This is a genomic window from Neomesorhizobium albiziae (assembly GCF_900114255.1).
In the GTDB taxonomy this organism is placed as follows: domain Bacteria; phylum Pseudomonadota; class Alphaproteobacteria; order Rhizobiales; family Rhizobiaceae; genus Neomesorhizobium; species Neomesorhizobium albiziae.
Genome location: NZ_FOSL01000002.1, coordinates 112,328 through 136,597, shown reverse-complemented (window position 1 = coordinate 136,597; position 24,270 = coordinate 112,328). Strand labels below are relative to the sequence as shown.

The 24,270-nt window shown below is 63.5% G+C and carries 23 protein-coding genes; 13 read left to right on the top strand and 10 right to left on the bottom strand.

The features are described from left to right. Positions 1-43: 43 nt before the first annotated feature. The 3 genes from F3H98_RS04205 (at position 44) to F3H98_RS04200 (ending at position 2,416) form a co-directional block, all read left to right on the top strand. Positions 44-940, top strand: coding sequence for a DMT family transporter (locus F3H98_RS04205; RefSeq protein ID WP_149758647.1), 897 nt, complete (start codon positions 44-46; stop codon positions 938-940). 163 nt (positions 941-1,103) lie between these two features. After that, a complete protein-coding gene (locus F3H98_RS30965; RefSeq protein ID WP_188130323.1) occupies positions 1,104-1,250 on the top strand; it encodes a hypothetical protein in 147 nt (48 codons plus the stop codon). Positions 1,251-1,339: 89 nt separating this feature from the next. Further along, positions 1,340-2,416, top strand: a complete 1,077-nt coding sequence (locus F3H98_RS04200) for an LLM class flavin-dependent oxidoreductase (RefSeq protein WP_188130322.1) — start codon at positions 1,340-1,342, stop codon at positions 2,414-2,416. Between the two features lie 112 nt (positions 2,417-2,528). On the opposite strand, the gene F3H98_RS04195 is transcribed toward F3H98_RS04200, so the two are convergent. Beyond that, a complete protein-coding gene (locus F3H98_RS04195; RefSeq protein ID WP_188130321.1) occupies positions 2,529-3,137 on the bottom strand; it encodes a helix-turn-helix transcriptional regulator in 609 nt (202 codons plus the stop codon). 285 nt (positions 3,138-3,422) lie between these two features. Between F3H98_RS04195 and F3H98_RS04190 the strand changes: the two genes are divergently transcribed. The 9 genes from F3H98_RS04190 (at position 3,423) to F3H98_RS04150 (ending at position 12,678) form a co-directional block, all read left to right on the top strand. Then, positions 3,423-5,327: an AfsR/SARP family transcriptional regulator gene (locus F3H98_RS04190; protein ID WP_188130320.1), complete on the top strand. Its 1,905-nt coding sequence runs from the start codon at positions 3,423-3,425 to the stop codon at positions 5,325-5,327. Between the two features lie 14 nt (positions 5,328-5,341). After that, positions 5,342-5,755 carry a hypothetical protein gene (locus F3H98_RS04185; RefSeq protein WP_149758638.1) on the top strand — a complete coding sequence of 138 codons (414 nt, stop codon included), beginning with the start codon at positions 5,342-5,344 and terminating at the stop codon, positions 5,753-5,755. Positions 5,756-5,933: 178 nt separating this feature from the next. Next, on the top strand, positions 5,934-6,356 hold the full coding sequence (locus F3H98_RS04180; RefSeq protein WP_149758636.1) for a hypothetical protein: 423 nt from the start codon (positions 5,934-5,936) through the stop codon (positions 6,354-6,356). Between the two features lie 65 nt (positions 6,357-6,421). Then, positions 6,422-7,597 carry a YcaO-like family protein gene (locus F3H98_RS04175; protein WP_188130319.1) on the top strand — a complete coding sequence of 392 codons (1,176 nt, stop codon included), beginning with the start codon at positions 6,422-6,424 and terminating at the stop codon, positions 7,595-7,597. Between the two features lie 131 nt (positions 7,598-7,728). Next, a complete protein-coding gene (locus F3H98_RS04170) occupies positions 7,729-8,334 on the top strand; it encodes a TfuA domain-containing protein (protein WP_210249659.1) in 606 nt (201 codons plus the stop codon). Beyond that, positions 8,331-9,476, top strand: a complete 1,146-nt coding sequence (locus F3H98_RS04165) for a hypothetical protein (RefSeq protein WP_149758629.1) — start codon at positions 8,331-8,333, stop codon at positions 9,474-9,476. Before F3H98_RS04170 ends, F3H98_RS04165 begins: the two co-directional genes overlap by 4 nt. A 38-nt stretch (positions 9,477-9,514) precedes the next feature. Then, positions 9,515-10,615 (top strand): M24 family metallopeptidase, encoded by a 1,101-nt coding sequence (locus F3H98_RS04160; protein ID WP_149758627.1) that lies wholly within the window; start codon positions 9,515-9,517, stop codon positions 10,613-10,615. 316 nt (positions 10,616-10,931) lie between these two features. Then, positions 10,932-11,741 carry a DUF2189 domain-containing protein gene (locus F3H98_RS04155; RefSeq protein WP_149758625.1) on the top strand — a complete coding sequence of 270 codons (810 nt, stop codon included), beginning with the start codon at positions 10,932-10,934 and terminating at the stop codon, positions 11,739-11,741. A gap of 160 nt (positions 11,742-11,901) precedes the next feature. Continuing rightward, a complete protein-coding gene (locus tag F3H98_RS04150; RefSeq protein ID WP_342211599.1) occupies positions 11,902-12,678 on the top strand; it encodes a metallophosphoesterase family protein in 777 nt (258 codons plus the stop codon). A gap of 113 nt (positions 12,679-12,791) precedes the next feature. Here F3H98_RS04150 and F3H98_RS04145 read toward each other — a convergent pair whose 3' ends face one another. The 9 genes from F3H98_RS04145 to galE all read right to left on the bottom strand — a co-directional run bounded on the left by F3H98_RS04145 (position 12,792) and on the right by galE (position 22,882). Next, the gene (locus F3H98_RS04145; protein WP_149758623.1) at positions 12,792-15,128 is read right to left on the bottom strand and encodes a polysaccharide biosynthesis tyrosine autokinase; all 2,337 of its coding nucleotides are present in this window, start codon (positions 15,126-15,128) and stop codon (positions 12,792-12,794) included. A 164-nt stretch (positions 15,129-15,292) separates the two neighbouring features. Further along, positions 15,293-16,192, bottom strand: coding sequence for a UTP--glucose-1-phosphate uridylyltransferase (locus F3H98_RS04140; RefSeq protein ID WP_425294809.1), 900 nt, complete (start codon positions 16,190-16,192; stop codon positions 15,293-15,295). Positions 16,193-16,245: 53 nt separating this feature from the next. Next, entirely contained in the window at positions 16,246-17,217 is a 972-nt protein-coding gene (locus tag F3H98_RS04135) for a glycosyltransferase family 2 protein (RefSeq protein WP_149758621.1), read from the bottom strand. Then, on the bottom strand, positions 17,214-18,161 hold the full coding sequence (locus F3H98_RS04130; RefSeq protein ID WP_149758619.1) for a glycosyltransferase family 2 protein: 948 nt from the start codon (positions 18,159-18,161) through the stop codon (positions 17,214-17,216). The genes F3H98_RS04135 and F3H98_RS04130 overlap by 4 nt, the downstream gene beginning before the upstream one ends. After that, complete coding sequence (locus F3H98_RS04125; RefSeq protein WP_149759283.1) at positions 18,158-19,153, bottom strand: glycosyltransferase family 2 protein; 996 nt, start codon at positions 19,151-19,153, stop codon at positions 18,158-18,160. Before F3H98_RS04125 ends, F3H98_RS04130 begins: the two co-directional genes overlap by 4 nt. A gap of 20 nt (positions 19,154-19,173) precedes the next feature. Next, complete coding sequence (locus F3H98_RS04120) at positions 19,174-20,352, bottom strand: glycosyltransferase (RefSeq protein WP_149758617.1); 1,179 nt, start codon at positions 20,350-20,352, stop codon at positions 19,174-19,176. Between the two features lie 139 nt (positions 20,353-20,491). Then, complete coding sequence (exoK, locus tag F3H98_RS04115; RefSeq protein ID WP_425294815.1) at positions 20,492-21,262, bottom strand: endo-1,3-1,4-beta-glycanase ExoK; 771 nt, start codon at positions 21,260-21,262, stop codon at positions 20,492-20,494. Positions 21,263-21,487: 225 nt separating this feature from the next. After that, a complete protein-coding gene (locus F3H98_RS04110) occupies positions 21,488-21,862 on the bottom strand; it encodes a hypothetical protein (protein WP_149758615.1) in 375 nt (124 codons plus the stop codon). Between the two features lie 27 nt (positions 21,863-21,889). Then, complete coding sequence (gene galE / locus F3H98_RS04105; RefSeq protein WP_149758613.1) at positions 21,890-22,882, bottom strand: UDP-glucose 4-epimerase GalE; 993 nt, start codon at positions 22,880-22,882, stop codon at positions 21,890-21,892. 334 nt (positions 22,883-23,216) lie between these two features. On the opposite strand from galE, the gene F3H98_RS04100 reads away from it, so the two are divergent. Then, a complete protein-coding gene (locus tag F3H98_RS04100; RefSeq protein ID WP_149758611.1) occupies positions 23,217-24,215 on the top strand; it encodes a glycosyltransferase family 2 protein in 999 nt (332 codons plus the stop codon). Positions 24,216-24,270: the final 55 nt, after the last annotated feature.

Sequence of the window (24,270 nt, the reverse complement as noted above, 5' to 3'; positions counted from 1 at the left end):
GCGGAGCGCCTAGTCCGGAAATCGACATTCGAGGACGATTTCCATGACCGCAAATGCCGCCGCAGTTTCGCCAGACGCACGGTCGTTCGACATGGCGACCGCCATTGCCGTCGGCGTGACGGTCATCGCATGGGCCTCGGCTTTCCCGGCGATCCGGGCGGGACTGACCGCATTCGGTCCGGCGGAACTCGGCGCCGTGCGTTTTGCCATCGCCGCGGCGCCGGCAGCCCTTTTCCTCGCCGTCACGCGTCCGGCCTTGCCGGCGCTTCATGAAATCTGGCGCTTTGCCTTTGGCGGTATCGTCTTTGTCGGCTTCTACACGGTGCTGCTGAATTTCGGCGAAATGACCGTCTCGGCGGGCGCTGCTTCCTTCATCATCAACGTCAATCCCATCATCACCGCCGCACTGGCCATGATGCTGCTTGGCGAACGGTTTCCGCTGCTTGCCTGGATTGGAACCCTGGTCTCCTTCGCCGGTATCGGGCTGATCGCGCTCGGTGAAGGCAGCGGGCTGAAGGTGGATTACGGCGCGCTCCTCGTGCTTGGCGCCGCCTTCTGCAACAGCTTCAGCACCGTGGTCCAAAAGCCCCTGTTCAAGCGTCACAAGGCGCTCACGGTCTCGGCGTGGAACATGGTCATCGGTGCGATAGCGCTGTCGCCCGTGCTGCCCAACGGGTTGAGCCAGTTGGCGGCCGCCAACAGCGAGGCGCTGTTTGCCGCAGTCTATCTCGGCATCGTGCCAAGCCTCGTCGCCTACGGTTCCTGGGCCATCGTGCTGTCGCGCCTGCCTGCCTCGCGTGCCTCCAATTTCATGTATTGCGTGCCGCCGGTGGCCACGCTGATGGGCTTCCTGTGGCTTGGCGAGGTTCCCGGCGCGGTTGGAATATTGGGCGGCGTGCTGGCGCTCGGCGGCGTCATCCTAGTCAACCTGAAGCGCTGATTCCGTTAAAACTGCCGATCCGCCCCACGCCGAAAACCGGTCCGGGGCGGATTCCATTTCCGTGCATTGCTCTCCCCGAGGAATGGGTTACCGGAGAGGCCGCGAATTTTGAAATCGACAATGTCTATTAAATTGGTAGATTAAAGGGAGTTCGGAGGTGCTTATGGCGTTTCTTTCCCACACGACTACCCGGCGTCCGGTTGCGGCCCGCTCCCGCGTTTCCACCCTGCACGACGCCGCCTGCAGATTGACTTTCCTGCTGGCGATCGGATTTGCAGCGGCCCTGGTGTTCGGGCTGATCGGCCACTGAGGCCTTCGGCCGCTGCGTATCGCAGGGCCGGCGACAGAGGTGCCAAGCGCGGCAGCGCACCGGGCGAAGCCCAAATGGAGGAGAATGCAATGCATATCGAATTCATCGGACACACCGCAAACCTCTCGCTTTCCAAAAATGAAGCAGACGCCGCGATAGACCGTGAGGGTCTTCGCCGGCTTGCCCAGCTCGCGGAGGCGTCCGGCATCGACAGGCTGGCGGTCGGCGGCCTGGCGGCAGGCCAGGACATCGCAGCGCTGGCGTCCTTCATCGTTCACAGCACCGCGAGCCTCGGCGTCTTCCTCCATCACCGCATCGGCGCGGTGGCGCCGACAGTCGCCGCCCAGCACCTCGCGACACTCGACCAGCTGAGCGGTGGCCGGGTCGCGGTCGAGTTCCAGCCGGAAAGGATCGATGGCGTCGAGGGCCATGAAGAGGGCCTGGCGCGGGTCGACGAATATCTGGTGCTCCTGAAACGGCTGTGGACCAACGAAAAGCCCATCGACCACGAAGGCAGCCACTACAGCGTTTCCGGCGCCTTCACGGCGGCAAAACCGTTCCAGCGCGGCGGCATACCATTCTCGCTGGCCGGCCTTTCCGGCACCGCGATCAAGGTCGCCGCGCGCCATGCCGATATCTTCGCCCTGCCGGCCGCGACAGTCGACGAAACGCGCCAGACGATCGCGCGGGTTCGCGCCGCGGCCGCCTGCCATCGCCGCGCCGACGCGATCCGTTTCTCCTATCCGCTGCGCCCGGTGGTGGCGGCAACACGCGAGGCTGCGTGGGCGAAACTCGACCGCACGGCCGGCAACGGGCAGCGACGGCCGGGCTTCATCGCTGCCGATCCCTTCATGGGCGGCACCAATCCCGAACGGTTTCGCCTCCAGGCCACGGCCCCATCGCCAGCCTCGCAGCCCGCTGCAACGACCATCGTCGGCACCGCCGAACAGGTGGCGCTAGCGTTCCTGGATTACGTCGACATCGGCGTTTCCGATTTTCACCTGCACGGCTTCGAGACGGCCGAGGAACTGGCGGGTTTCGGCCGCAGCGTCGCGCCGCTGGTTCGCCGCGCCGTCGCACGCCACGATGCGCACAAGTCCGAAAGCTATGTCGAGCCGGTGCCCGACAGGACGACCGCCGCGTTTCGCCGTCGCTATTCGAACTGAGGTTTTCTGGTCGTCGCAGGCGCTGTTAGAGCGAAAGAACCGGAACCGCTCTAACTATTCGTTTTGCCGCATTTATGCGGACGCCAAATGATTCCATTTGGCTGCAAAATGCTTAGCAGAGCGAGACGATCTGCCGGACGAGGTCGGCCTGACGCCGGCAGCCGGATTTCGCCAGCACCGCCTTCAGCCGTTGGCGGACGGTGGAAAGTGCTGCCTTGCACCGTTCGGCGATGTCGGCGAGCGTCTGGCCCTGCGCCAGCAGGAAGACCAGTTCGGCCTCGGCCGGTGTCAGTTTCAGCGCTTCCGAGAAGGCGGCGATCTGCGCGGCACTCGCCGCCTGCTTCGTGCGGCCTATTTCCACGAAGATGATGTCCGGCGACGTGCCAGCCGCTTCCAGCGAGCGGTGCAGCACCTCGCGGTAGAGGCCTTGCGGGTTATGGATGGTGACCGCGAACCAGTCGGCTTCCTTATGACCGGTGATGATGAACACCTCTTCCTCGGACAGCGATGTCCTCAGCTTCTCGAGGCCAGTGAAATACTGCTGGTTGTGGCGCGGATCAGTGAAAATCAGCCGGTTGCCGAAGACGCTGATCGGCGCCCGCGCATCGAGCAGCGCAAGGGCACGCCAGTTGGCATAGGCGATTTCGCCGTTCCGCGCATCGATGGCAAGCGATGCCTCGCGCCAATCGGGGCATGCCAGCGCCAGAACCTCCCTACCCATTCCCACTCCCTGCCGTGACCCGCGCAATAGGGCGCAGGCGAACTTTCGCCCGCCGTCACGGATTGGCTGAGAAACACGCCAACCGACGTGACACGTTCGTGACTCCGACCCTTCCCTACCGGCAGTCGGCATTGCGAAAAATTCAGTTCCGGGTTGAGTTGTCGAATGGCTTTTTTAACGGACGAGGAACGACTACACTGGTTACCGCCGGCAAGCGGCGGGCGGGAAATCGTCCTAGCTTCACATAACCAGAACCGGTTCGAAATGCAGGATGGGCGGGCATTTTTGCTGAAGCTTTTTGGGCTTCCGGCTGCGAACAGGCCGCAGGCGGGCTTTGCCTTTCCTGCCAAGGGATACCAGCTGATCGCGCTTGCGCTGTTGTCGCCCTCGCGCCGCCTGACCCGCCAGAAGGCGGCCTCGCTGCTGTGGGAAAACACCGGCGAAAACGAGGCTTTCGCCAATCTTCGCCAGCTTCTGGTGCGCATTCGCCGTGCCTGGCCGCCGGAGCGTCCGCTGCTCGAAAGCGAGGGGCCGCTGCTGATAGCCGGCCCAGGCGCGGAAGATTCCGACCTTGCGGCCTTCCTCAAGCTGCAGCAATCGCAGGCTGTCGCCGACCTCATGCAGGCGATCGAGATTTTCGACGGCGAGCTGCTTGCCGGAGGCAGCGATGCGAACGGCGAGTTTCAACTGTGGCTGCTCAGCGAACGCTCCAAGCTGAAGGACCGCTTCTTTTCGACAGTTGCGACGGCGCTGCTGGAGATCACCCGCTACGGGCGCGCCAAGGAGGCCGATCTCAGGACCATCGCGGAGCGCGCGCTGGCCACTGAGCCCGAGCGCGAGCAGACCTATCGCACGCTCATCGAGGCCTATGGCCGCAACGGCATGTTCGACGAGGCGCGGCGTCTCTATGACAATCTCACCGATCTCCTGAAGCGGGAGTTTTCCGCGCAGCCCTCGGCCGAAACGGCGGCTGTGGCGCGCCGCATCTTCGCCGCCGCGCACTCCCACAGCGAGCCGGTGGTGTCTCCCGAGCGCAGCTCCAATTCCCAGCCGCGTGTCGCCTTCCTGCCGCCGGAACTGCCGCGCGTGGGCGCGAGTTCCGAGCTGATCCCGGCACTGGTGCGCGAAGTTGCCAACGAGCTGTCGCGCTATCGCACTTTCAGGGTGATCGCGCCGCATTCGAGTTTCCAGATCGTCAAACCCGGCGGCGCGGCGGATTTACGCCAGGTCGATGCGCAATATGCGGTCAGCGCGATGCTGATCCCCGGCACCAGCACGCTGTCATGCCGGCTGGCCAGGGCCGACAGCGGCGAAATCATCTGGGCCGGCGAGTTTCCGGCCGACGACCAGAAGCTGGCGCTTGCCTTCCGCCTGCTTTCCCACCAGACGGCGGCCTCGATGGCGCATGCGATCGAACGCGACCGGCTGGACGACAACCGGCGCCAGCACGACGGCGCCGCCTATCTGCGCTATCTCGAAGGGCAGATCAGCCTGCAGAATTGCGACCTGCCGCGCCTCAGGCGCGCGCGTTCGGCGTTTCGCGACGCCGCGGCTACCGATCCGGATTTTTCCGCGACGCGGGCCAAGATCGCGCAGACCTTCCACCTGGAATGGCTGATGCTCGGCGGCAACGACCCGGACCTGCTGTTGAAGGCGCGCGCCGAGGCGGCCGCCGCCGTCTCGCTCGATCCCGGCGCCGGCGCCGGCCACTGGATGGATGGCGTGGTGGCGCTCTACCAGCGCGATTTCGACGGTGCGGCCGAAAGTTTTGCCATTGCCGAAACGCTCACGCCGCATGCTCCGGATTTCCTCGTTCAGTATGCAGACGCCCTCTCACTGATGGGCGAGGCGGATGCCGGCTGGGAGCGTTTTGAACGGGCCATCGAACTTAATCCGCTGGCGCCGGATCACTATTGGTGGGCCGGTGCAAGTATTCTGATCAACAGACGGGAATTCCGTGGTGCCATAGAAATGTGCGGCCAAATGAAATCGGATGAGTCGGCTATCCGGTTGCTTGCTGCATGTCATGCACTTTCCGGGAATATTTCCGAGGCCGAGGCATACGGCAAGAGAATAATAGAGAATTATCCCGGCAGCACTGCGCACTCGTTAGCGGATATACCACCGTTCAAATTGCAAGCCGACAGGGAACTGTTTCTGGAAGGTCTCCGGATGGCGGGGATCAAATAAGCGGGGAAAATTACATGAGTGATGCAAGAATTTTTGTTATCGGCGACAGCAAAAGTGGGCTGTACCTGATCAAGACAAATCCGGTGAAGGTCGTGCGTTTGACGAGAGCTGCGATCGAGCAGTACGCTCAGTCGCAAAAAAGGTCGTACGAAGACATCTTTGGATTGCTCGCAGCCCGTACGCGGCAGATCATCAATCTGGCTCAAGCCAATCCGCCACCGGTGCCCGAAGGTTCTGACTTTTTCGAGACACTCGGAATGACGGTAACTAGCGGTACAACCATTTCCGATGCGGAATTCTGCTTCGTGGCTGACATTGAAAATCAGCTTTATCAATCTACTCGCCACAAACTCCACCCAATCAAGGATGCACTCATCAAACTGAACACCGGCCCCTCGGGTGATGAGGAAGCCGACTTCGACAAGTGAAGTAACTTCACCACGACGATGGGCGCGGCATCGACCGCGCGCATTGTTTGCTATTGCAACCGATGGTTTTCGAGCCTAGCCTACACGTTTCTGCGTTCTGTATGACTTTGTTTGAAATTTCACACCGAAACTAGGCACGTTCCACACCGATCCGGAGAGGCAGAGGAGGCATGAAATCGTGAACAAAATTCTGAACCACGCAAAGATGTACGTGATCGGCGACCGCGACAGCGGGATCGTCATGATCAAGACGAACCCGGTGAAGATCGTGCGCATTTCCAGGAAGGCGATCGAGGACTACGGGCAGGCGCGCAAGATGAGCTACGACGAAGTGTTCGGTATGCTAGCCAGCCGTACCAAGAAGATCGCAGATCTCGGCAAGGTCAGCGGCGCGTCAATGCCGGATGACGACGCTTTCTTCGATTCGCTCGGCATGGCGATCGCCGCCGGCACGACAATCTCGGAAGCGGATTTCTGCTTCGTCGCCGATGTCGATAATGATCTCTATCAGTCGATTCGCTCTAGGGTCGAGCCGATCAAGGGTGCACTGGCCAAGCTGGAGGGCGCCACGCCGGAACTGGAAGAGGCGCTTCTGGACTGAGCGGAAGCCTTGCATGATAGTAAAAAGGACGCGGCCAAGCCGCGTCCTTTTCATGAATGGAGAGCATGACATTGCTGGCTGATGCGGTCGCCCGGTGTCTTGCGCCCGAATTCCTGAGAAAACTCGGCATCACCCGCGTCGGCGACCTGACCGGGCTGGATACGATCGGCCTTCCGGTTTGGTTTGCCGTGCAGCCCAATTCCCGCACCCTGGCGCTCAACCAGGGCAAGGGCCTGACCCACGACCAGGCGCGCATCTCGGCGGTGATGGAAGCCGCGGAATCGGCTATCGCCGAACGGCCGGAGAGGCTGGTCGAGCGCTATTGTTCGCTGGCCGAACTTACCGGTGCCGGTGAGCAGGCGGTCCCGCTCGACCGGCTGAGCGGCTGCCTCTTCGACGCGTTCGACCCTGAACGCGAGCGCGCCTGGGTCCCAGGAAAATCATGGAAGACCGGCGGCCGCGTCTTTGCGCCCTATGAGCTTGTCGGCCTCGACATGCGCATCGATGCGCCATGGGATCGCGACGCATTCCGCATCTCCTCGATCGGGCTTGGCGCTTCGACCGGCTTCGAGCGGGCGGCATTGCATGCGCTGCTGGAGGCGGTCGAAAACGATGGGCTGGCGCCGCTGGAGGCGTTCGGCACGCTCGACGGTTTCGCGCGGCCGCTGCGCCACCATCCGGGAAGCCATGCCGGCCTCGACGCGGCGGTCGCGAAATGCGTGGCGGCAGGGTTCGAGCCGCTGTTCTTCGACCTTTCCGGAAAAGTGCCGCTGCCGGTCGCCGGCTGTTTCATCCCGCGCGACGTGGCCGGCGAGAAGGGGCCGGGCAGCCGCTATTCCGCCGGTTTCGGCTGCCGCTTCGACGCGCATGAGGCAGCGCTCGCAGCGCTTCTGGAGGCGGTGCAGTCGCGGCTGACCCACATTTCCGGCGCACGCGACGACATCGACCTGCCGGACTACGCGCCGTTCGCCCGCACCATTTCGGCACCGCCGGCCGACGCGCCGTCGATCGGCGCTTTCGCAACGCGCTTCCCGGCCAACAAAGCGCCCACATTCGACGCTGCCGCCGAACTGGTCTGCGCGGCCGGCGCCGAAGACGTGTTCATATTCCCGCTCTCCGGCGGGAATGAGGGCGTGCATGTGGTGAAAGTGCTTGTTCCCGGCCTGATGGCGGTGTTCGACGACGGGCTGGTGACGGCCGACGCCGGCATGATCGCCCGGCTGCTCGAGGACGAGGCATGAGCGTCGTCGTGTTTGCCGGTCCCAGCCTGTATGGCTTCGCGGCCGACGAACTCGTGGGCTTCGACATGCGCCCGCCGGCCGCCTGCGGCGACCTGCTTGCCGCTGCCCTGGAGAAGCCATCGCAGATCGGGTTGATCGACGGCTTCTTCGAGAACGCCCCTTCGGTCTGGCATAAGGAAATTCTCTACGCGCTGTCTCTGGGCGTCGCCGTTTCCGGCGCCGCCAGCATGGGCGCGCTGCGCGCCGCCGAATGCGCCGATTTCGGCATGGTCGGGGTGGGCAGGATCTATGAGGAATACCGCAGCGGCGCGCGCAGCGCCGACGCCGATGTCGCGGTGACCCACGCGCCGGCCGAAATGGGTTTCCGGCCGCTGACCGAGGCCTTGGTCGATATCGAGGCGACATTGCAGGCGCTGACGGCAGAAGGCGTGATCCCGGCCGCCGAAAGCGACCTTTTGGGAGCGTCGGCGTCGGCGCTCCATTTCAGCCGCCGCAGCTGGTCGACGATTCTTTTGACAACAGCGTTGGCGCAAGAACGGCGCGACGAACTGAAACACATTCTGAAAGCGAAAAAACGCTCGCAAAAACAGGCGGATGCGCGACAGTTGCTGGCGGCGCTGCGTGACGGGAGCATCGCGCGCCCCGCCCATGCGATCACGCCGGCGCGCCTGGCGCGCACGCCCTTCCTCGAAAACCTCAAGGACGAAGTCCGGGCACGCCGGATCGCGCGGCGATGAGAGGCGAGCTTGCGCCTGAAGGGCTGGTGGCGGATTGCGGCGGCGCCATCGAGGAGATCGCCATCGCCGTCGTGCCGGGCTGCTTCGGGGGCGATCCGTTGCTCGGCGCGCTGCTCGCAGCGCTCGGCAAATTTGCAAGGACGCTGCCGGAAGATGTGGCCCTGCATGTGCTGGGAACAGCGGCGACACGCGGCAACATCGAGCGCTGGCTGGACGGGCTCGGCCTTGCCTGCCGCACGGTGTTCGTCGAGGCGGGCCTGAGTGCTGCGGCCGACACCGCGGATTTCTGGATGCAGGATCCGCTGCTTGTCGTCCACGGCGAAGGCGGCGCGAGATATCTGCAGCAGGATTGTGAGAATCCAGGCGACCATGCCGCCTGGCTGTCTCGCGCCACCAGCGTTCCAGTCGAGCGGGCGGCGATGCATCTTGCCGGCGGCAACCTTCTGGTCGGGCCGGACTTCCGGCTGACCGGCCAGGACAGTATCGATTTGACCCAGGCGATCATCGACCGCGAGAAGAGCACCGAATTGGCGTTTGAGAGGCTGTCGGCCATCGACCGCCGGCCGCTTCATGTCGCGGGCTACGGTTACGGTGCACCGACACGCGAGCCGCCCCGCGCCGGCGCCTGGAACGATCCCTACCGGATGCGCCAGTATGGCGGCCATATCGACCGCTTCGTCGCGCTCACCGGGCAAAAATCAGCCGATGGGCGGCCCCTGATCCTGGTGGCCGACGCCATGCTTGGGCCGGGAGGGCGCGCCGAGGAATTCGGTTCCACACGCAAGCGGCTCGGCCAGACCGCGGAACGGCTGGAGTTCCTCGGTTTCGCGGTTCAGCGCAACCCGGTGCCGTTCGTGCCAGCGATCCGCGACCGGCAATTGAGAGCGCGGCTCTACAACAATATCGTGCTCGAGAACGAGATACGGAAAGGGCGGTCGCGGCCGCTGGTCTGGCTGCCGCATTATGCCGATGCGGAGCCTGCGCTTGCCGATTTCGACGCGGAGAATGCCGCACTCTGGCGGGGCCTCGGCTTCGAGCCGGTGCCGGCACATGGCTGGACCAAGCTGACGGTCGCCATGGGGGCTGTGCGCTGCGCGACCAAGGTTTTAAGGAGAAGCCCGTCCTTCCGCTTCGCCGCCTGAGCGAAGCCTTCCGCAGAAAATTCCACAGGAGCTTGCCGATGGCCGCCGACACCCAGAAACGTCTTGCCGCGTTGCGGACCCGCATGCAGGCGACCGAAACAGGGCTCGTCGCCATAGCGCCGGGCTCGCATATGGACTGGCTGCTTGGGTTCCATCCGCATCCGGACGAGAGGCCCTGCCTGCTGCTAATCGCGGCAGAGAAGGAGACGTTCCTGATGCCGGCGCTGAACGCCGAAGGCACGCGCGAATCGACCGACATCTCCTTCCACAACTGGGACGACGCCGACGGGCCGGACGCCGCTTTGGCGGCGGCGCTTGCAGACATCGACGCGCTCGGCGTGGCGAAAGTGGCGCTCGACGAGACCATGCGCGCCGACCACGCGCTGTTGCTGCTCGGCGCGCTGCCGGGTGTGCAACACGCTTTCACCGCAGACACAATCGGGGCGTTGCGCATGCGCAAGGACGCCGGCGAGTTCGCCAGGCTGAAGATGAACGCCGCGATCGCCGACCGCGCCATGCAGAAGGCTTTCGCCTCGATCCGGCCGGGCATGAGCGAGCGTGAGCTTGCCGCCGAAATCCGAGCGCATTTCTCGTCGGAAGGAGCCGCACCGGCATTCTGGATCGTCGGCGCCGGTCCGAACGGCGCCTTTCCGCACCATCAGACCGGCGAACGCAAGCTGGCCGAGGGCGACGCGGTGGTGATCGACATCGGCGGCCGCAAGGATGGCTTCCCCAGCGACATGACCCGCATGGCGGCGGTCGGGCGCCCGCCCGAGGGTTACGGCCAGATCCACACCATCGTCGAGCGCGCGGTGCAGGCGGCGTTGAAGGCGGCACGCCCCGGCGTCAAGGCCAGGGATGTCGATGCGGCCGCGCGCAAGGTGATTTCCGACGCAGGCTACGGCGAATATTTCGTCCACCGCACCGGCCACGGCATGGGCATCGACGGCCACGAACCGCCCTACATCACCGCGACGTCGGAGACGGTGCTGGAGGAAGGCATGGTGTTCTCCATCGAGCCCGGCATCTACCTGCCCGGCCTCTTCGGCATCCGCCTGGAGGATATCGTCATCCTGCGCGAGGACGGCCCCGAAATCCTCTCGTCGCTGCCGCGCGACCTGCACGTCGTTCCGGTTTGACTGTCGGCTAGAGCATTTTGCAGCCAAATGGAATCATTTGGCGTCCGCATAAATGCTCCTAAACAAATAGTTAGAGCGAGTTACCGGTTCTGAAGGAACCGGAACTGCTCTAACAAACTTCGCTCCAAAGCTGCGTGTTTTTGCCGGCGGCCTGTCGCGATCACCTGGCTTCGCGAGAGGTCGCCGAAAGGCGCGACAAATTGTCTCGGACTGTGTATCATCGCCCTTGCAATGCAGGTCGCGTTCCGCGTGACCCGGCCGTTTTTGACGGCTTGGCGTGGCTCGCGACCGCTCCAACCCTAAGGAGAGAATGGTCATGGCAGGCTTTCACGTGATTGCAGGGGCTGGCGACACGCTGGCCCACCCCAAGGTGCGCAAAATCGGCGTCGCCGATCTGATCGACGCGCTCCACAAGGGGTTCGACGATTTCTGGGAAAAGCCGTCCCATTACGTATTCCTGTGCGTGATCTATCCCCTGGTCGGCGTCGTTCTCGCCGCCTGGACGTCGGGCAACAACGCCTTGCCGCTGCTGTTTCCGCTGATGTCCGGCTTTGCGTTGCTCGGGCCCTTCGCAGCCCTCGGCCTTTATGAAATCAGCCGCCGGCGCGAGGCCGGGCTCGACACCTCGTGGTGGCATGCCCTGGAGGTGCGGGAATCGCCGGCTTTGCCGTCGATCGCCGCGGTCGGGCTGTTCCTGCTTGCCATTTTCGTCGCGTGGCTGCTGACCGCGCAAGGCATCTACCAGTGGTATTTCGGCCCGACACCGCCCGAATCGCTGAGCAGCTTCATCAGCGAAGTGCTCGGCACCCAGCGCGGCTGGATGCTGATCATCGTCGGCAATCTTGTCGGCCTGATCTTCGCCATCGTGGTGCTTGCCACCACCGTCATCGCGTTTCCGATCCTGCTCGACCGTGACATCGGCGCCTATGACGCGATCTACACTTCGGCAAAGGCGGTGATGACCAATCCGGTCACCATGGCGATCTGGGGCCTGATCGTGGCCGCCCTTCTGGTGATCGGCTCCATTCCGGTGTTTGCCGGACTTGCCGTCGTCATCCCGATCCTCGGCCATGCGACCTGGCATCTTTACCGCAAGCTGATCGAACCGCCGGCGCATGTCGGATAATTGCCGAAATCCTCTTCTTGAAGATCAATCAGCCGGCGCTTGCGCCGGCTGATTCTTTTTCTGCGACGCCGCGATTTCGACGGCCACCCTACCGGTGCGCGTCCGGCTGTCATAAAAGGCTTGCGGGGAGGGATCGGCGTTTTGCCAGGAGAAGCATTTCTTGATCAAGAAACTGTCCGGCCTCCTCAAACGAGACAGGTCGTCGGCGCCTTCCAGACGGGCGCGGCTGCAACTCGACATGACCGGCCTCGCGGTCTACGCCATTGGCGACGTGCACGGTTGCCATGACGAGCTTCTGGCGCTCGAGAGCAGGATTGCCACCGACGCCGCCGGCATCGAGGCGCGCAAGCTGATCATCATGCTGGGCGACTACGTCGACCGCGGGCCTGCATCATCACAGGTCGTCGATCATCTGCTGACGGAACCACCGCAGGGGTTCGAGCGCATCTGTCTCGCCGGCAATCACGAATTGATGATGCTCGAGGCGCTGGACCGCAGCATGAGCCTGCGCGAATGGAACGATATGGGTGGCGACACAACCTTGCGGTCCTACGGCATCGACTACGATCACCTGAGCCGCGTCTGCTCGCCGGACGAGCAGGTCGAAGTGATCCGCGCCGCCATCCCGGCGACGCATATGGCGTTTCTCCGGTCGCTGCCCATCCTCGTGGATTCACCGGCTTATCTGTTTGTGCATGCCGGCATCCGGCCCGGCGTGGAGCTGAAGAAGCAGGTCGATCACGACCTCCTGTTCATCCGCTCGGAATTTCTCGACAACGCGCATCTGCTCGACAAGTGGGTCGTGCACGGCCACACGCCGGTCGAACGCGCCCGGCTGGAGGGCCGGCGCCTCAACCTCGACACCGGCGCCTACCGGACGGGGCGGCTGAGCGCTGCCCGCATCTGGGGCAACAAGGGCCGCATTCTCACGGTGTGACGGTGGCTAATGCATGTCGCCCGAAAGTGTCCCCGGTTTCGGGAGAAACGACATGCACAAACAACAAACTACAGCGTGGCCGCCGAATCCCATTCGGCGCGACGCGATGTAGTTCAGCTCTTGGCTGCTATCGCCGACTTGTCGACGTAATAGCCGGCGTATTTTTCGATATACTGCTCGGAGCTGCCAAATGAACCGTAGCGACCGAGCTGCTTCATGTCGGTCTTGTTGAGCACCACGCCCAGGACCTTCCCGGCGATCTGCGGTTCCGCCTGAATTACGGCGCGCACCAGCGCCCGGGGCGTCGCGCCCCATGCGGTCACGAAGATGAAGCCGTCGGCCATATGCGCGAATGCCTTGGCGTCCACCACCGGGGCCAGCGGCGGCAGGTCGACGACGATGTAGTCGAATTTTTCGCGGGCGTTCTCGATGATCTTGCGCATGCCCGGTGAGGAGAGGAGCTCGCTGGTGTGGGAGATGCGCCCACGCACCAGCGCCGGCAGGATCGCCAGCCGCGTCTTGCGGTCGACCTTCACCGCGCTCGGCCATGGCACCTCGCCCATGATCGCTTCGACGAGCCCCTGCTCGGGCTCTGTCGACAGCATCCGGCTCAGGCCCGGATTGCGTAAATCGCCGTCGATCAGCAGCGTCTTCGAGCCGTTGGCGGCAAGCAGCCCCGCGAAATTCGCGGCGACCGTGGATTTGCCTTCATGCGGCAACACGGAAACGATGCCGATGACCTTGCTGGCCTTGCCCTGCAGCACGACATCGCCGGCGATCCGCGCATTGCGCAGCGTTTCGGCGAAGGATGAGCCGGGCGCGTCGATCGCCACCCGCATGATGCTCTTGAAGGCCGGCTCGTCGTCGCCTGCGGCAACCGCTTCCCGCCTCTGGCTCCTCGCCTTTTCCAGCGCGGAGCCGCCGATGATGGGCAGGTAGCCGAGGAATTTCAGGCCAAGCTGGTCGCGCACTTCCTCACCGAGGCGGAAGAAGCGTTCGCGAAACTCCTGCAAGGCGCCAATGCCCGCGCCGGCCATCAGGCCGAGCACCATCGACAACGCCAGCACCATCGACTTCTTCGGGCTGGATGGCGATGTCGGAACGCCGGCTTCGGAGATGACACGCGCCTTGGCGATCGGGAAGGAGCGCTGCTGGGAGGCTTCCTCGTAACGCGCGAGATAGGTTTCGTAGAGCGTCTTCAGCGCAGACGCCTTCTGCTCCAGATCGCGCAACTGCACCAGCGCCTGGCTGGATTCGGAGGTCTGGCCGGCGATCTTCTTGATGTTCTCGCGCAGCGACGCCTCGCGCGACTGAGCCACCTCGAATTCGTTGCGGTAGCTCTCGGTCAGCTGCGTCAGCTCCTGGAAGATCTGGCGCGCCACATCCTCCTGTTCGCGCCGCAGGCTGACGGCCTGCTCATGATCCTCGCCGAAACGGTTGCTGATCTCCTGCTCGCGCTTGGTGATGCCGAGATAGCGCGTCTTCAGCGCGTCGATGACGGAATTGCCGACCTCCTTCGAGGAGATCGTGGCATTCTTGACCGCGTTGGCCGCACCGCTGTCGACGATAGACTTGTACTGGGTGTAACGCGCCGAGGCACTCGCCGTATCGGCCTGGGCCAGGATGAGCTGGCTGTTCAGGTCGGCCAGCTGCTGTTCTGAAATCAGCTCGCCGCGCGCCGCCGTCAGGCCGTTTGCAGCGCGGAACTGTTCGACCTCGAGCGCCGCGGCCTGCGAATTTTCGCGCAGTTCCGTCAGCCGCCCCTGCAGCCACACGGTAGCGCGCTGCGTGGCGTCGAAATTGGCGTCGAGCTGGTCCGAAAGGTAGGCATTGGCGTAGGCGCGCGTGATGCTGCCGGCGAGTTGCGGGACATGCGAGGAAAACGATACGTCGATGACGAAGCTGCGTCCGACCCGCTCGACATTGAGGCCCTGCTGCAGCAATGAGGCAGCCTTGGCCCTGCGGCCATTCTTGATTGCCGCTTCCGAGACTTCCGGCGCCCAGAAGTCGAACAGCCCGACCACCGCCTTCAGCCGCGACTTGAACCAGCCGATCGGCGATTGCGGAGGGTTCATGAAGGCTTCGTTGTCGTCGAGTTTTTCGCGGTCGACCACCACCAGCGCCAGCCGCGTCGACTTCAGGATTTCCACCTCGGTCAAAAGATTGGCGTCGCTTTTCATGTTGCTGGCCGCTGTGGCGGCCTCTTCCTGCGCGAACTTGGTCAGGTTTTCGTCGAGCAGAATCCGCGTTCCCGAGGTGTAGCTGGGCGCGGCGAACATCAGGTAGACGACGCCAAGCGCCACGCCGATGGCGGCGCAGAGCGCAACGACGCGAGCGCGCCGCATCGCCATCTGGAACAGCCGCTCGAGATCGATGAACCCGTCAGGGTCTCCATTGCCGGCGGACGGGATTGCCAGTCTGCCGTTGAGGGGAAGATTTCTTTGGTTCATCGATCTCGCCGAATTTCTTTATTTTTGCCCGCCATTCGGGCTGGCGCTTTCATGAAACGCGGTGTCGCCCTATCAAGACGATGGGGCGACAATGCGTTCGCAGCTTCAAAATGGAAGATTCGTTGCCGGATCCGGCCGTCCTGAAGCCGCAGGATATTCGCCGATCAGGCAGCCTGCCTGCGGTTCTCGTAGGACGAAACGATCTCCTTGATCGGGTCGATCACCAGGCTACCGATGTCGCTGCGGGCCAGCGCAAATGCCACATTCGCCTGAATGAACCCCTCCTTGGAGCCGCAGTCGAAGGTGCGCCCCTCGTAGGGATAGGCGAAGAACTCCTGCTTGGCGGCAAGCTTCAGCATGGCGTCGGTGAGCTGGATCTCGTTTCCGGCGCCGCGTTCCTGGGTGCCCAGAATATCGAAAATCTCCGGCTGCAGGATGTAGCGGCCGTTGATGTAGAAATTGGAGGGAGCCGCCGAAGGCGCCGGCTTTTCCACCATCGACATCACCGAAAAGCCGTTGCCGACCGCCGCACCCTTGCCGACGATGCCGTATTTGCCGGTCTCCATCGGATCGCACTGTTCCACCGCGATGACGTTGCTGCCGCCGACCTTGTCGTAGAGCTCCATCAGGCCGGCAAGGCAGCCGCGCGGCCCGAAAGAAACCATGTCGGGCAGCAAGAGTGCGAACGGATCGTCGCCGATGATGTCGCGGGCGCACCACACGGCGTGGCCCAGCCCATGCGGCGACTGCTGGCGGGTGTAGCTCATCGAGCCCGCCTGAGGCAGCATCGTTTCCAGCGAGGCGAGCTGCTCGACCTTGCCGGAGCGGGTCAGCGTGCCGAAAAGTTCCGGCTGGATGTCGAAATAGTCCTCGATCGCCGTCTTGTTGCGGCCGGTGACGAAGACGATGTGTTCGATGCCGGCCTCAAGCGCTTCGTCGACGGCATATTGCACCACCGGGCGATCGACGATCGTCAACATCTCCTTCGGCATCGATTTGGTCGCCGGCAAGAAGCGGGTGCCAAGTCCGGCCACCGGTATCACTGCTTTTCTGACTTTTTTCATCGCACACATCCCTGTTGAGATTTTATACCCGCCCAATTTCCGTTTCCCGGCTGTCATCCGGCCTGGTGGTTTTGTTTCCTCGCCGAAAGCTGTGGCGCCAGCCGCCGCAGCCGCGCCGCGATCGGCATCTTCAGATGCCGTAGCGCCGCCGGGTCGCGCAGGGCCGTTGCTACTGCCTTCAGCGGTGAACGCGCCTTGAGGTGATCGACAAGCGTCAGAAACGACGCTGCCTCCTCGAGGCTTCGCGTTCGCCTCGCCTGTGCCGCACGTGCCGCCGCGTCGAGTTGATGGTCGCGCAGAAAGGCCGCGTCGGCTGCGAGCATCGCCTCGACATGACGAAGCTCAAGCACCCGGGAGATCGAACCGTCGCGAATGTGATAGACGTAGCCTGCTTCCGGTTCGACGACGCAGCGGCCACCCTTCGCCAGCGCCGACGCGAGCAGGACATAATCCTCGCCGATGCGCAGCGTCTCGTCGTAGCGCAGGCCGTGCCTTTCGAGGAATTGCCGGCGGAAGATCGGTTTCATGTAACCGAAGGAAAACGTCGACTCGAACATGATGTTGGAGGCGATGAAATTCGCGAGCGTGATTTCGGGATACCTGGCCAGCAGCATTTTGGGGAACATCGTCGCGCGCGACGCGTCGCCGTCCTTCGCCACCTTCAGATTGTCGACGGCGATTTCGGCCCCGGCCGCTTCAGCTCGCGCAATCATCGCGGCAAGACGGTGCGGGCGCACCGTATCGTCCGAATCGAGCACCGCGATCCAGCGCCCGCGCGCCGCGGCAAAGCCCGCGTTACGGGCGCCGCCTGGTCCACGGTTTTGCGGCAGCGTCACCACCCGAACCCGCTCATCACCGAAAGCGCTTGCCACTTGCGCGGTGCGGTCGCTCGAACGGTCGTCGGCAACGATCACCTCGACGCTGACGCGTTGCTGGGCCAAGGCGCTTTGGATGGCGCGCGCGATCGTCGCCTCGGCGTTGTAGGCGGCGATGACGAAAGTCACATCGGGCTGCTGGTCGCTCATCGCGTGGTGGACCCCAACTGGCCGTACATCTGGATTTCGCTCATCCCGGCGAGCCCGCTCACCGCGCCGGCGTGCATGACACCGCGCAGCAGGTAGCGGTTGCGATGGCTGGGCGAAAACGCCGTCAGCGCCGAGAGCGCGAGGCAATAGGCTGTCTTGCCGCCGGCAAGGCAGAACTCCCGCGCGACAGCCGCTCCCGAGACCTTGCTGGCGAGCAGCCGGCCATGCGTCTGGCCGACGCGAAACCGGCGCTTGGTCAGCCAGGAAAACCGTGCTCGGTCGTCGGCGACCGGCTCGAACACCCAGGCCTCCGGCGCGAAGGCGATGCGGCCGCCGGCTTCATGCAGCTGGGAAAAATATTCGGTATCCTCGCCTCCGGTCTTGCCCAGCGACAGGTTGAAACGCCGGCCGGCAATGGCTTTCGCGGTGCGCCGCAGCAACACGTTGCCGGTATAGCCGGTGCGGATCTCGCCGCCCACGAAGACCGGGCGCGTCGAATGGAAGTCGCCCTGCTTCATCCAGGCGGGTGCGGCGTCGGAATATAGCGCGCGCACCGGGCCCAGCACCGCATCGGCGCCGGTTTCTTCGGCCGTGTCGAGCAGCTCCGACAGCCATTCGGCCGAGCAGGTCGCGTCGTCATCGACGAAGGCCAGGAAATCGCCACTGCCATTGTCGAGGCATGCATTGCGGGCGATCGATATGTTCGATGCCGGGCAATGCACATAGACGATCTCGAACGGCACATCGGCGCGCGCCCGTTCGACACGCTGCCTGGCGCTCGGCTCCACGTCGTTGTCGGCGACGATCACCCTGACCGTCACCCCCACAGGCGCCTTGAGGCCGGCCACCGAGCGCAGCGTGTCGTCAAGTTCGGCGCGGCGGTAGGTGCAGATGCCGATGTCGACCCGCAGCCCCGTGGCTTGGCGTTTGGAAATGCCGGTCATGTGGTTTCCCGCCTGCGGAAATCGAGCAGTTGCATCCAGAATCCCGCCGACCAGGCGAAGTGCATGACCATCGCCGAAAAGGCCGCCAGCGGCCCGTAGGGATTGCGGTGACCGACGGCCATCCAGACGCCGTAGCCGACGCAGGCAGCCATCCAGGCGCCGACAGGCACGAAAGCCGCCCAGCTGAGCACGGCGAGCGAGGCGCCCGCCACCACCGGCGCCACCATAAGCGGCACCATCTGGCGCAGTTTCGGGACAGCCCGGTGCTTGAGGATGTTCTTGGCGCGGCCGCGGCCATAATTGAGATACTGGCGAAACAGCCCGCCGACCGAAGCGCGCGGATAGTAGGTCATCACCGTCTTGTCGGTCATCCAGATGCGGAAACCGGCGGCGCAGAGCCGGTAGTCCAGCTCTGCATCCTCGTTGTGACTGAAGCTCTCGTCGTAACCGCCGACGGCGCGGAAAGCGGCGATCGACATCAGCGCATGATGGCCATGGTCGGTCCAGTGGCCCGCCGCCCCCTTCCGGTGCTTCGAGCCGCCATTGCCGAGCGGCGAGTTCTGCGCCACGGCGGTGGCCTTCTGGAACAGCCCGAAGCCTTCCGTCGCCATCGCCACGACGACCGAGTCGGCGCCCGTGGCGACCGCCTCCTCGACCAGCCGTTCGCAATAGTCGGCGGGATAGTCGCCATGCGCATCGATGCGGATGAAATAGTCGTGGCCGTCGCCGAATTCCTCGACCGCCAGATTGATCGCCGCACTCTGGATCTTCTTGTCGTTGTGAAGCAGGAAGACGCGGGGGTTCCGTTCGGCGATGCGCCGGACGATCTCCCTGGTGCCGTCGGTGCTGCCGCCATCGGCGACGATCAGCTGCATGTCGAGCGCTTCGACCGCACCGCCCAGCCGCTCGATCAGCATGCCGATATGGCTGGCTTCGTTGAGGCACGGAACGATCACCATGCTGCGCTTTTTCGCCGAATTGTCGGAGCCCATCGGGATTGTCCTCGTTTCTGTCATGCCGCCACCTGGATCGGTGCGGCCTGGCGCGGTCCGCCCGCCAGTGCAGCAAGTCTTGCGACCAGCGCGCGGCAGTCGTCTTCGTCGCAGATCCAGTTCTTGGGATCTTCGGCCGTCACCGAACGCGAAAGGCCGCGATAGGCGTCCGCGCTGATGCCGCCGATCAACGAAACCAGCGCATCCGCCGATGGTTCCGAAAGCAGCGCGCCCATTGCGTGGCGGGCCAGCAGGCGGCCGGTCTCGACATCGCGCATGGCGATCGGGACCGCGCCGTGACGGCAGCCTTCGTAGAGCCGGTTGGGCAACAGCCAGCTTGAATTCAGCCCCGCCTCGAAGAAGTCGATCGCCCAGGAGAAATGCACCTGTCCGTAGATATCGGCGAGGTCCTCCGGATTGCGGTAAGGTCCATGAAAATCCATGAACGGTTCGGCAGCGACGAAGCTGTCGAAATCCGCGAACTCCGTGTAAGCGGGCCGGCCGCGCAACACGATCTCGAACCTGCCCTCCATGCGCCGCGAAAACTGCGCCAGCAATTCCAGCGAGCGGCGGCAGCGCAAGGCGCCGAACCAGCCGATCTTCCATGGCATACCCGGCTGGGGAGGCTCGGCCGGCCGCGCCGGCCGGTGCATCTTCTGGCCGAGCGTCAGCACCTTGTTTTCCAGAAGCAGGACCGGCGTGTCGATCTGTCCGTAAGGCAGGAAATAGTTTTCGATGAAGGCCGGCGAACTGGTGATGAGAAGGCGAGCCTTGCGGCCGAGCCGTCGCTCCGCATGACGCAGCGTCTTGCCGACCGCATCGCCGCGTAGCAACAGCCGGTGAATGTCGAGGCATTCGTAGACGATCGGCACGTCGCCGCCAAACAGCGTGCTGGCGCGGTTGGCGAGCGCCAGCATTTCGAGGTTGCGTGCCACGATGACGTCTGGCCTGGAGACGCCGCGCAACGTGGCGGCGAGCGAGAACGCCGCATGGCCGACGGCCTTGAGGCGCTGAGCGAACTTGCCGTCGCGCGTTGCGCCGAGATCGAGCGGCGTCACCCCTTCGACCGCCGCCAGCGGGTTGTCGCCGCGCCGGAAGCCGGCCAGCGTGACGCGGCTGCCTCCGGCTTGCAGCATCAATACCCGGCGGCGCACCGCAGGCTCGGCTAGGTCATGAACAAGGTACAGAATGTGCAGCATAAAAGCTTTGGTCTCTGGCCCCTCACAGGAGGCTATTACAGGCCATGTTGCATCGCAACAAAATATGCTGCGATGTAGCAATTTGACGCGATGCCGAAGATGGCCGCGCTGGCGTGATTTGCGGACGGCCTGGCTAGCGCTACTGCGAAACGTTGAGTTCCACCTTGCAGGCGACCGATTCCGGGAACTGGCATGGCTCCCCCGGCGCCGTGAAGGCGACGCGGTCGATCTCCGCCGCGACGCCTGTGCCGGGGTCGGCAAACGTGCCCATCCAGTCTTTCAGCGTGTCGCTACCCCACAGGCTGAGATAGATTTTCGAGGGGTGGCTCGGCAGTTTCGCCGGGTCGGTTTCCTCGCCGACCAATTCGCCGTTCAGATACCAGCGGATGCGGTCCTTCTCCCAGACGAAGGCATAGTCGTTGAAGCCCTGCTCGGCGCCGCCGGGAACGTCAACCAACTTTTCGCCGCCGACGCTCTTGCCGTTGACGTACTGGTTGAGCTGCACCTTGGATGGGTCCTTGCCCAGCACCTCGAAGTCGATCTCGTCGTGCGGCTGCTTGTGGACCGGGCCGATATAGCTGAAAAATCCAGTGTTTAGCCCTGAACCCGGGACGGCCTTGAAGCGTGCTTCATAGACGCCATAGCCAAAACGCTTGTTGGTCTGGATTTCGCCGCAGATATAGTCGCGGTCCTTCAGCTTCTGCTTGGCGAAACCGAGCTTGACAACGCCGCCACCCACCGAGACCTGCTCCTTGGACCAGGTGCAATTCTGATGGTCGCCATTGGTCCAGCCGTCGGAAATGAACCAGCGCTTGCGGTCGAGCTTGTCGAAATTCTCGACGAAGGATTTCGGCTTGGCGGCGGTCTCGGCACCGGCCGGAGACGTGGTCACACCCGCGATCGCCACGATGGCGCAGGCGCCAACGAAGAAATGCCCAAGGGAGGAACGTATCGAAAGGGCCGGGGCGGCCGGTACAAAAATCACGCGGTCTGTCACCTTGTCTCCTGACTGCACCCAATGGTGCCGTGTCTTCGGTCAGTGCGAATGTTGCGCTGCACTACGCCAGACAGGAGATCAGAATGTGACGCCCGATCATAATCCTCTTATCAAGCTGGTAACTTTTTATGAGCGGTGTTAACCCGAGCCCTCCCGCGGGGCGGCTTGGCGCCGGCGGGCCTCTCCGCCACCTGGGTAACCCTCCAGTTTAACAAGCATTTCGCCGATGAAGGCGCTCTGCCGGTCAAGTGTGGCGATGCGGCGGGAATAGTTGATCAGCGACGTGGTGAGGTCGTCGATGCGGGTCGATATCTCGGGACTGCCGCGGCCCTCTTCCATGGCCTGCTGCGAAAACGCGGCGTCCGCCGAGGCGGTTTCGTAGCGCCCCTGGAGACCGACCTTCTCTCCTTCCAGCTCACTGCGCACATCGAACAGGGCCTGGCGCAGCTTCTGGATGCGGGCTGCGTCGGTCTCGCGGTCCCGGTCGGGGTTTCTGGTCCGAAAACCTAGCATCGGTCCACCTCTCGGTTGGTTGGAGAGCTAAGCCGCCGACCGCTCGCGCCCCCCATCGGAAATATGCCAATTCCAAGCCGTTTCGATAATGCCCGTCAGATTATACCGCGGCTGCCAGCCAAGAACAGTACGGGCTTTCTCGTTGTCGGCGACAAGAATAGGCGAATCACCCTCACGTCTCCCCACATATTCGACAGGAAAAGTCTTTCCGGACACTCCCTCGATGGTCGACAGGAGTTCCTTGACCGTGGTGCCGTCTCCGGTGCCGAGGTTGAGCGCTGTACTTTGGCCCCCATCGAGTAGGTACTGGACCGCGCGCGTGTGCGCGTCGGCCAGATCCATGACGTGGATGAAGTCGCGCACGCAGGTGCCGTCGCGGGTGTCGTAATCCCAGCCAAACACCTTGAAATCCGCGCGCCGTCCAAGCGCTGCATCGATCGCCAGCGGGATGGCATGCGTTTCGGGGGAGTGCCACTCGCCGATGCGTCCTTCCGGATCGGCGCCGGCGGCATTGAAATAGCGCAGCACGACCGAGCGCATGTTTTCATGAGCGTCGAGGTCGCCGAGCATCTGCTCCACGATGAACTTGCTGCGCCCGTAAGGGTTGATCGGCGCCTGGGGATGGGTCTCGTCCATCGGGACCGCCTGCGGCAGGCCATAGGTCGCGCAGGTCGAGGAGAAGACGAGTTTATCCACACCGGCGGCCTGTGCGGCTGCCAGCAGGGTCAGCGTTCCCGACACATTGTTTTCGAAGAAGCCGGTGGGATTGCGCACCGATTCGCCGACTTCGATCAGTGCGGCAAAGTGCACGACCGCGGCTGGCTGGTATTTTTCGAACACTGCATCGAGTCCTGCGCGGTCGCGGATGTCGCCGCGTTCGAGCGGTCCCCATTGCACGAATTCCGCGTGGCCGTTGCTCAAATTGTCGTAGACGACGGGCGTGAACCCTTTGCTGGCGAGATCGAGGCAGGTATGGGAGCCGATGTAACCGGCGCCTCCGACAACGAGTATGTTGGTCATGAATTGTCCTCTCAGTGTACGGATTTCAGGAATTTCATCGATCGGCTAAACGCCGGCATCGGGCGATGGGGCAAGGCGATCGCCAGTCTATCCGGTGGGCATGTCCGCGCCTGATTCGACACGGCGACAAACTTCAGCCCGAATGTGCTGGTCTTGCAGGACGCGCTCCGGGCGACATTGTTTGTCACGATTTTTGGGCTATTGGCAGGCGGCATGGGCAGGCACCGTTAGTCTTTTCGGGCGGAGCTTTGCAATCATCGGTGGCCAGGACGGCCGCCATCGGAGCGAGAAAGAGAGCCTCGGCGCTCTCTTAAAATTCACGAGGCGCGAAAAAATGGCAAACTGTTGTGTTGTGATCCCGTACTATCAAAAAGAGCCGGGAATCCTGCTTCGCGCGCTGAAATCGGTGTTCGCGCAGAGCTATAGGGACTTCCATATCGTCGTCGTCGATGACGCCTCGCCGCTGCCGGCGGACGCTGACCTTGCAGCTTTGTCGCTCGACGAACGGGCCTCGATTACCGTTATAAAACAGGCGAATGGCGGACCAGGCGCGGCGCGCAACACCGGCCTCGACCACATAGCCGAGGGCACAAGATATGCGGCGTTTCTCGACTCCGATGACGAATGGACACCCGACCACCTGAAGAATGCGGTGGGCGGCATGTCACTTTTTGATGCCGATTGTTACTGGGCCTCCATAACCGGCGGCGAAGACTTCTATTACCACTTCGGCATGGCTGAACTCGCTGAAACTGCGGCGGTGACACGGCTTTCGGAGGCGCCGCCCTATATGGAAGTCGCCGATCTTGCCGGTGTGATGCTGAAGAACTGGAGCTTCATGCATCTCTCCTGCATGGTGATCGGCGAGGCGTTGTTCCGAAAGGTCCGCTTCGAGGCAGCGCTCAGGCTGGCGGCGGAAGACGTGCTGTTTTTCTACGACTGCGTGCGTGCCGCCAAGCGTTCGATCCTGTGCGACAGCGTCGGCGCCGTTCGCGGCGAGGGCATCAACATCTTCCACGGCATGGACAGCGATTCGCCGTTGTTCCTGAAGCAGCAGTTCAACACCTGGGTGGCCCTCGACCGGCTGGAATCGCGGTTTGCGCATGGACCGAAGGATATCGCCTCGATCGCGCACTACAAGAAGACGGCGCGCGACCAGGCCCTGTGGAGCCAGATGCGGCTGGTGCGCCGCCGCAAGGCGCCGCAATTCGGCCTGCTCGCCGAATGGGCCTGGAAGGATCCGCGCATCCTGCGCAACGCTCTCGAACTGGCCGCCGGCAAGCTCTCCGGCCGGTCGAAGCCGGGTTCGGAAGCCAGCAAACACAATTACTGAGGATGACGGCCGGTTGCCGACTAGGCGGCCGCTCCCATTCCCGCTCTAGCCCGGA

Bases quoted from the DNA above. Each gene is read 5' to 3' on its own strand.
- F3H98_RS04205 (WP_149758647.1), top strand. From the start codon at position 44: ATGACCGCAAATGCCGCCGCAGTTTCGCCAGACGCACGGTCGTTCGAC.
- F3H98_RS30965 (WP_188130323.1), top strand. From the start codon at position 1,104: ATGGCGTTTCTTTCCCACACGACTACCCGGCGTCCGGTTGCGGCCCGC.
- F3H98_RS04200 (WP_188130322.1), top strand. From the start codon at position 1,340: ATGCATATCGAATTCATCGGACACACCGCAAACCTCTCGCTTTCCAAA.
- F3H98_RS04195 (WP_188130321.1), bottom strand. From the start codon at position 3,137: ATGGGTAGGGAGGTTCTGGCGCTGGCATGCCCCGATTGGCGCGAGGCA.
- F3H98_RS04185 (WP_149758638.1), top strand. From the start codon at position 5,342: ATGAGTGATGCAAGAATTTTTGTTATCGGCGACAGCAAAAGTGGGCTG.
- F3H98_RS04175 (WP_188130319.1), top strand. From the start codon at position 6,422: ATGACATTGCTGGCTGATGCGGTCGCCCGGTGTCTTGCGCCCGAATTC.
- F3H98_RS04165 (WP_149758629.1), top strand. From the start codon at position 8,331: ATGAGAGGCGAGCTTGCGCCTGAAGGGCTGGTGGCGGATTGCGGCGGC.
- F3H98_RS04160 (WP_149758627.1), top strand. From the start codon at position 9,515: ATGGCCGCCGACACCCAGAAACGTCTTGCCGCGTTGCGGACCCGCATG.
- F3H98_RS04155 (WP_149758625.1), top strand. From the start codon at position 10,932: ATGGCAGGCTTTCACGTGATTGCAGGGGCTGGCGACACGCTGGCCCAC.
- F3H98_RS04145 (WP_149758623.1), bottom strand. From the start codon at position 15,128: ATGAACCAAAGAAATCTTCCCCTCAACGGCAGACTGGCAATCCCGTCC.
- F3H98_RS04140 (WP_425294809.1), bottom strand. From the start codon at position 16,192: ATGAAAAAAGTCAGAAAAGCAGTGATACCGGTGGCCGGACTTGGCACC.
- F3H98_RS04135 (WP_149758621.1), bottom strand. From the start codon at position 17,217: ATGAGCGACCAGCAGCCCGATGTGACTTTCGTCATCGCCGCCTACAAC.
- F3H98_RS04130 (WP_149758619.1), bottom strand. From the start codon at position 18,161: ATGACCGGCATTTCCAAACGCCAAGCCACGGGGCTGCGGGTCGACATC.
- F3H98_RS04125 (WP_149759283.1), bottom strand. From the start codon at position 19,153: ATGGGCTCCGACAATTCGGCGAAAAAGCGCAGCATGGTGATCGTTCCG.
- F3H98_RS04120 (WP_149758617.1), bottom strand. From the start codon at position 20,352: ATGCTGCACATTCTGTACCTTGTTCATGACCTAGCCGAGCCTGCGGTG.
- F3H98_RS04110 (WP_149758615.1), bottom strand. From the start codon at position 21,862: ATGCTAGGTTTTCGGACCAGAAACCCCGACCGGGACCGCGAGACCGAC.
- galE (WP_149758613.1), bottom strand. From the start codon at position 22,882: ATGACCAACATACTCGTTGTCGGAGGCGCCGGTTACATCGGCTCCCAT.
- F3H98_RS04100 (WP_149758611.1), top strand. From the start codon at position 23,217: ATGGCAAACTGTTGTGTTGTGATCCCGTACTATCAAAAAGAGCCGGGA.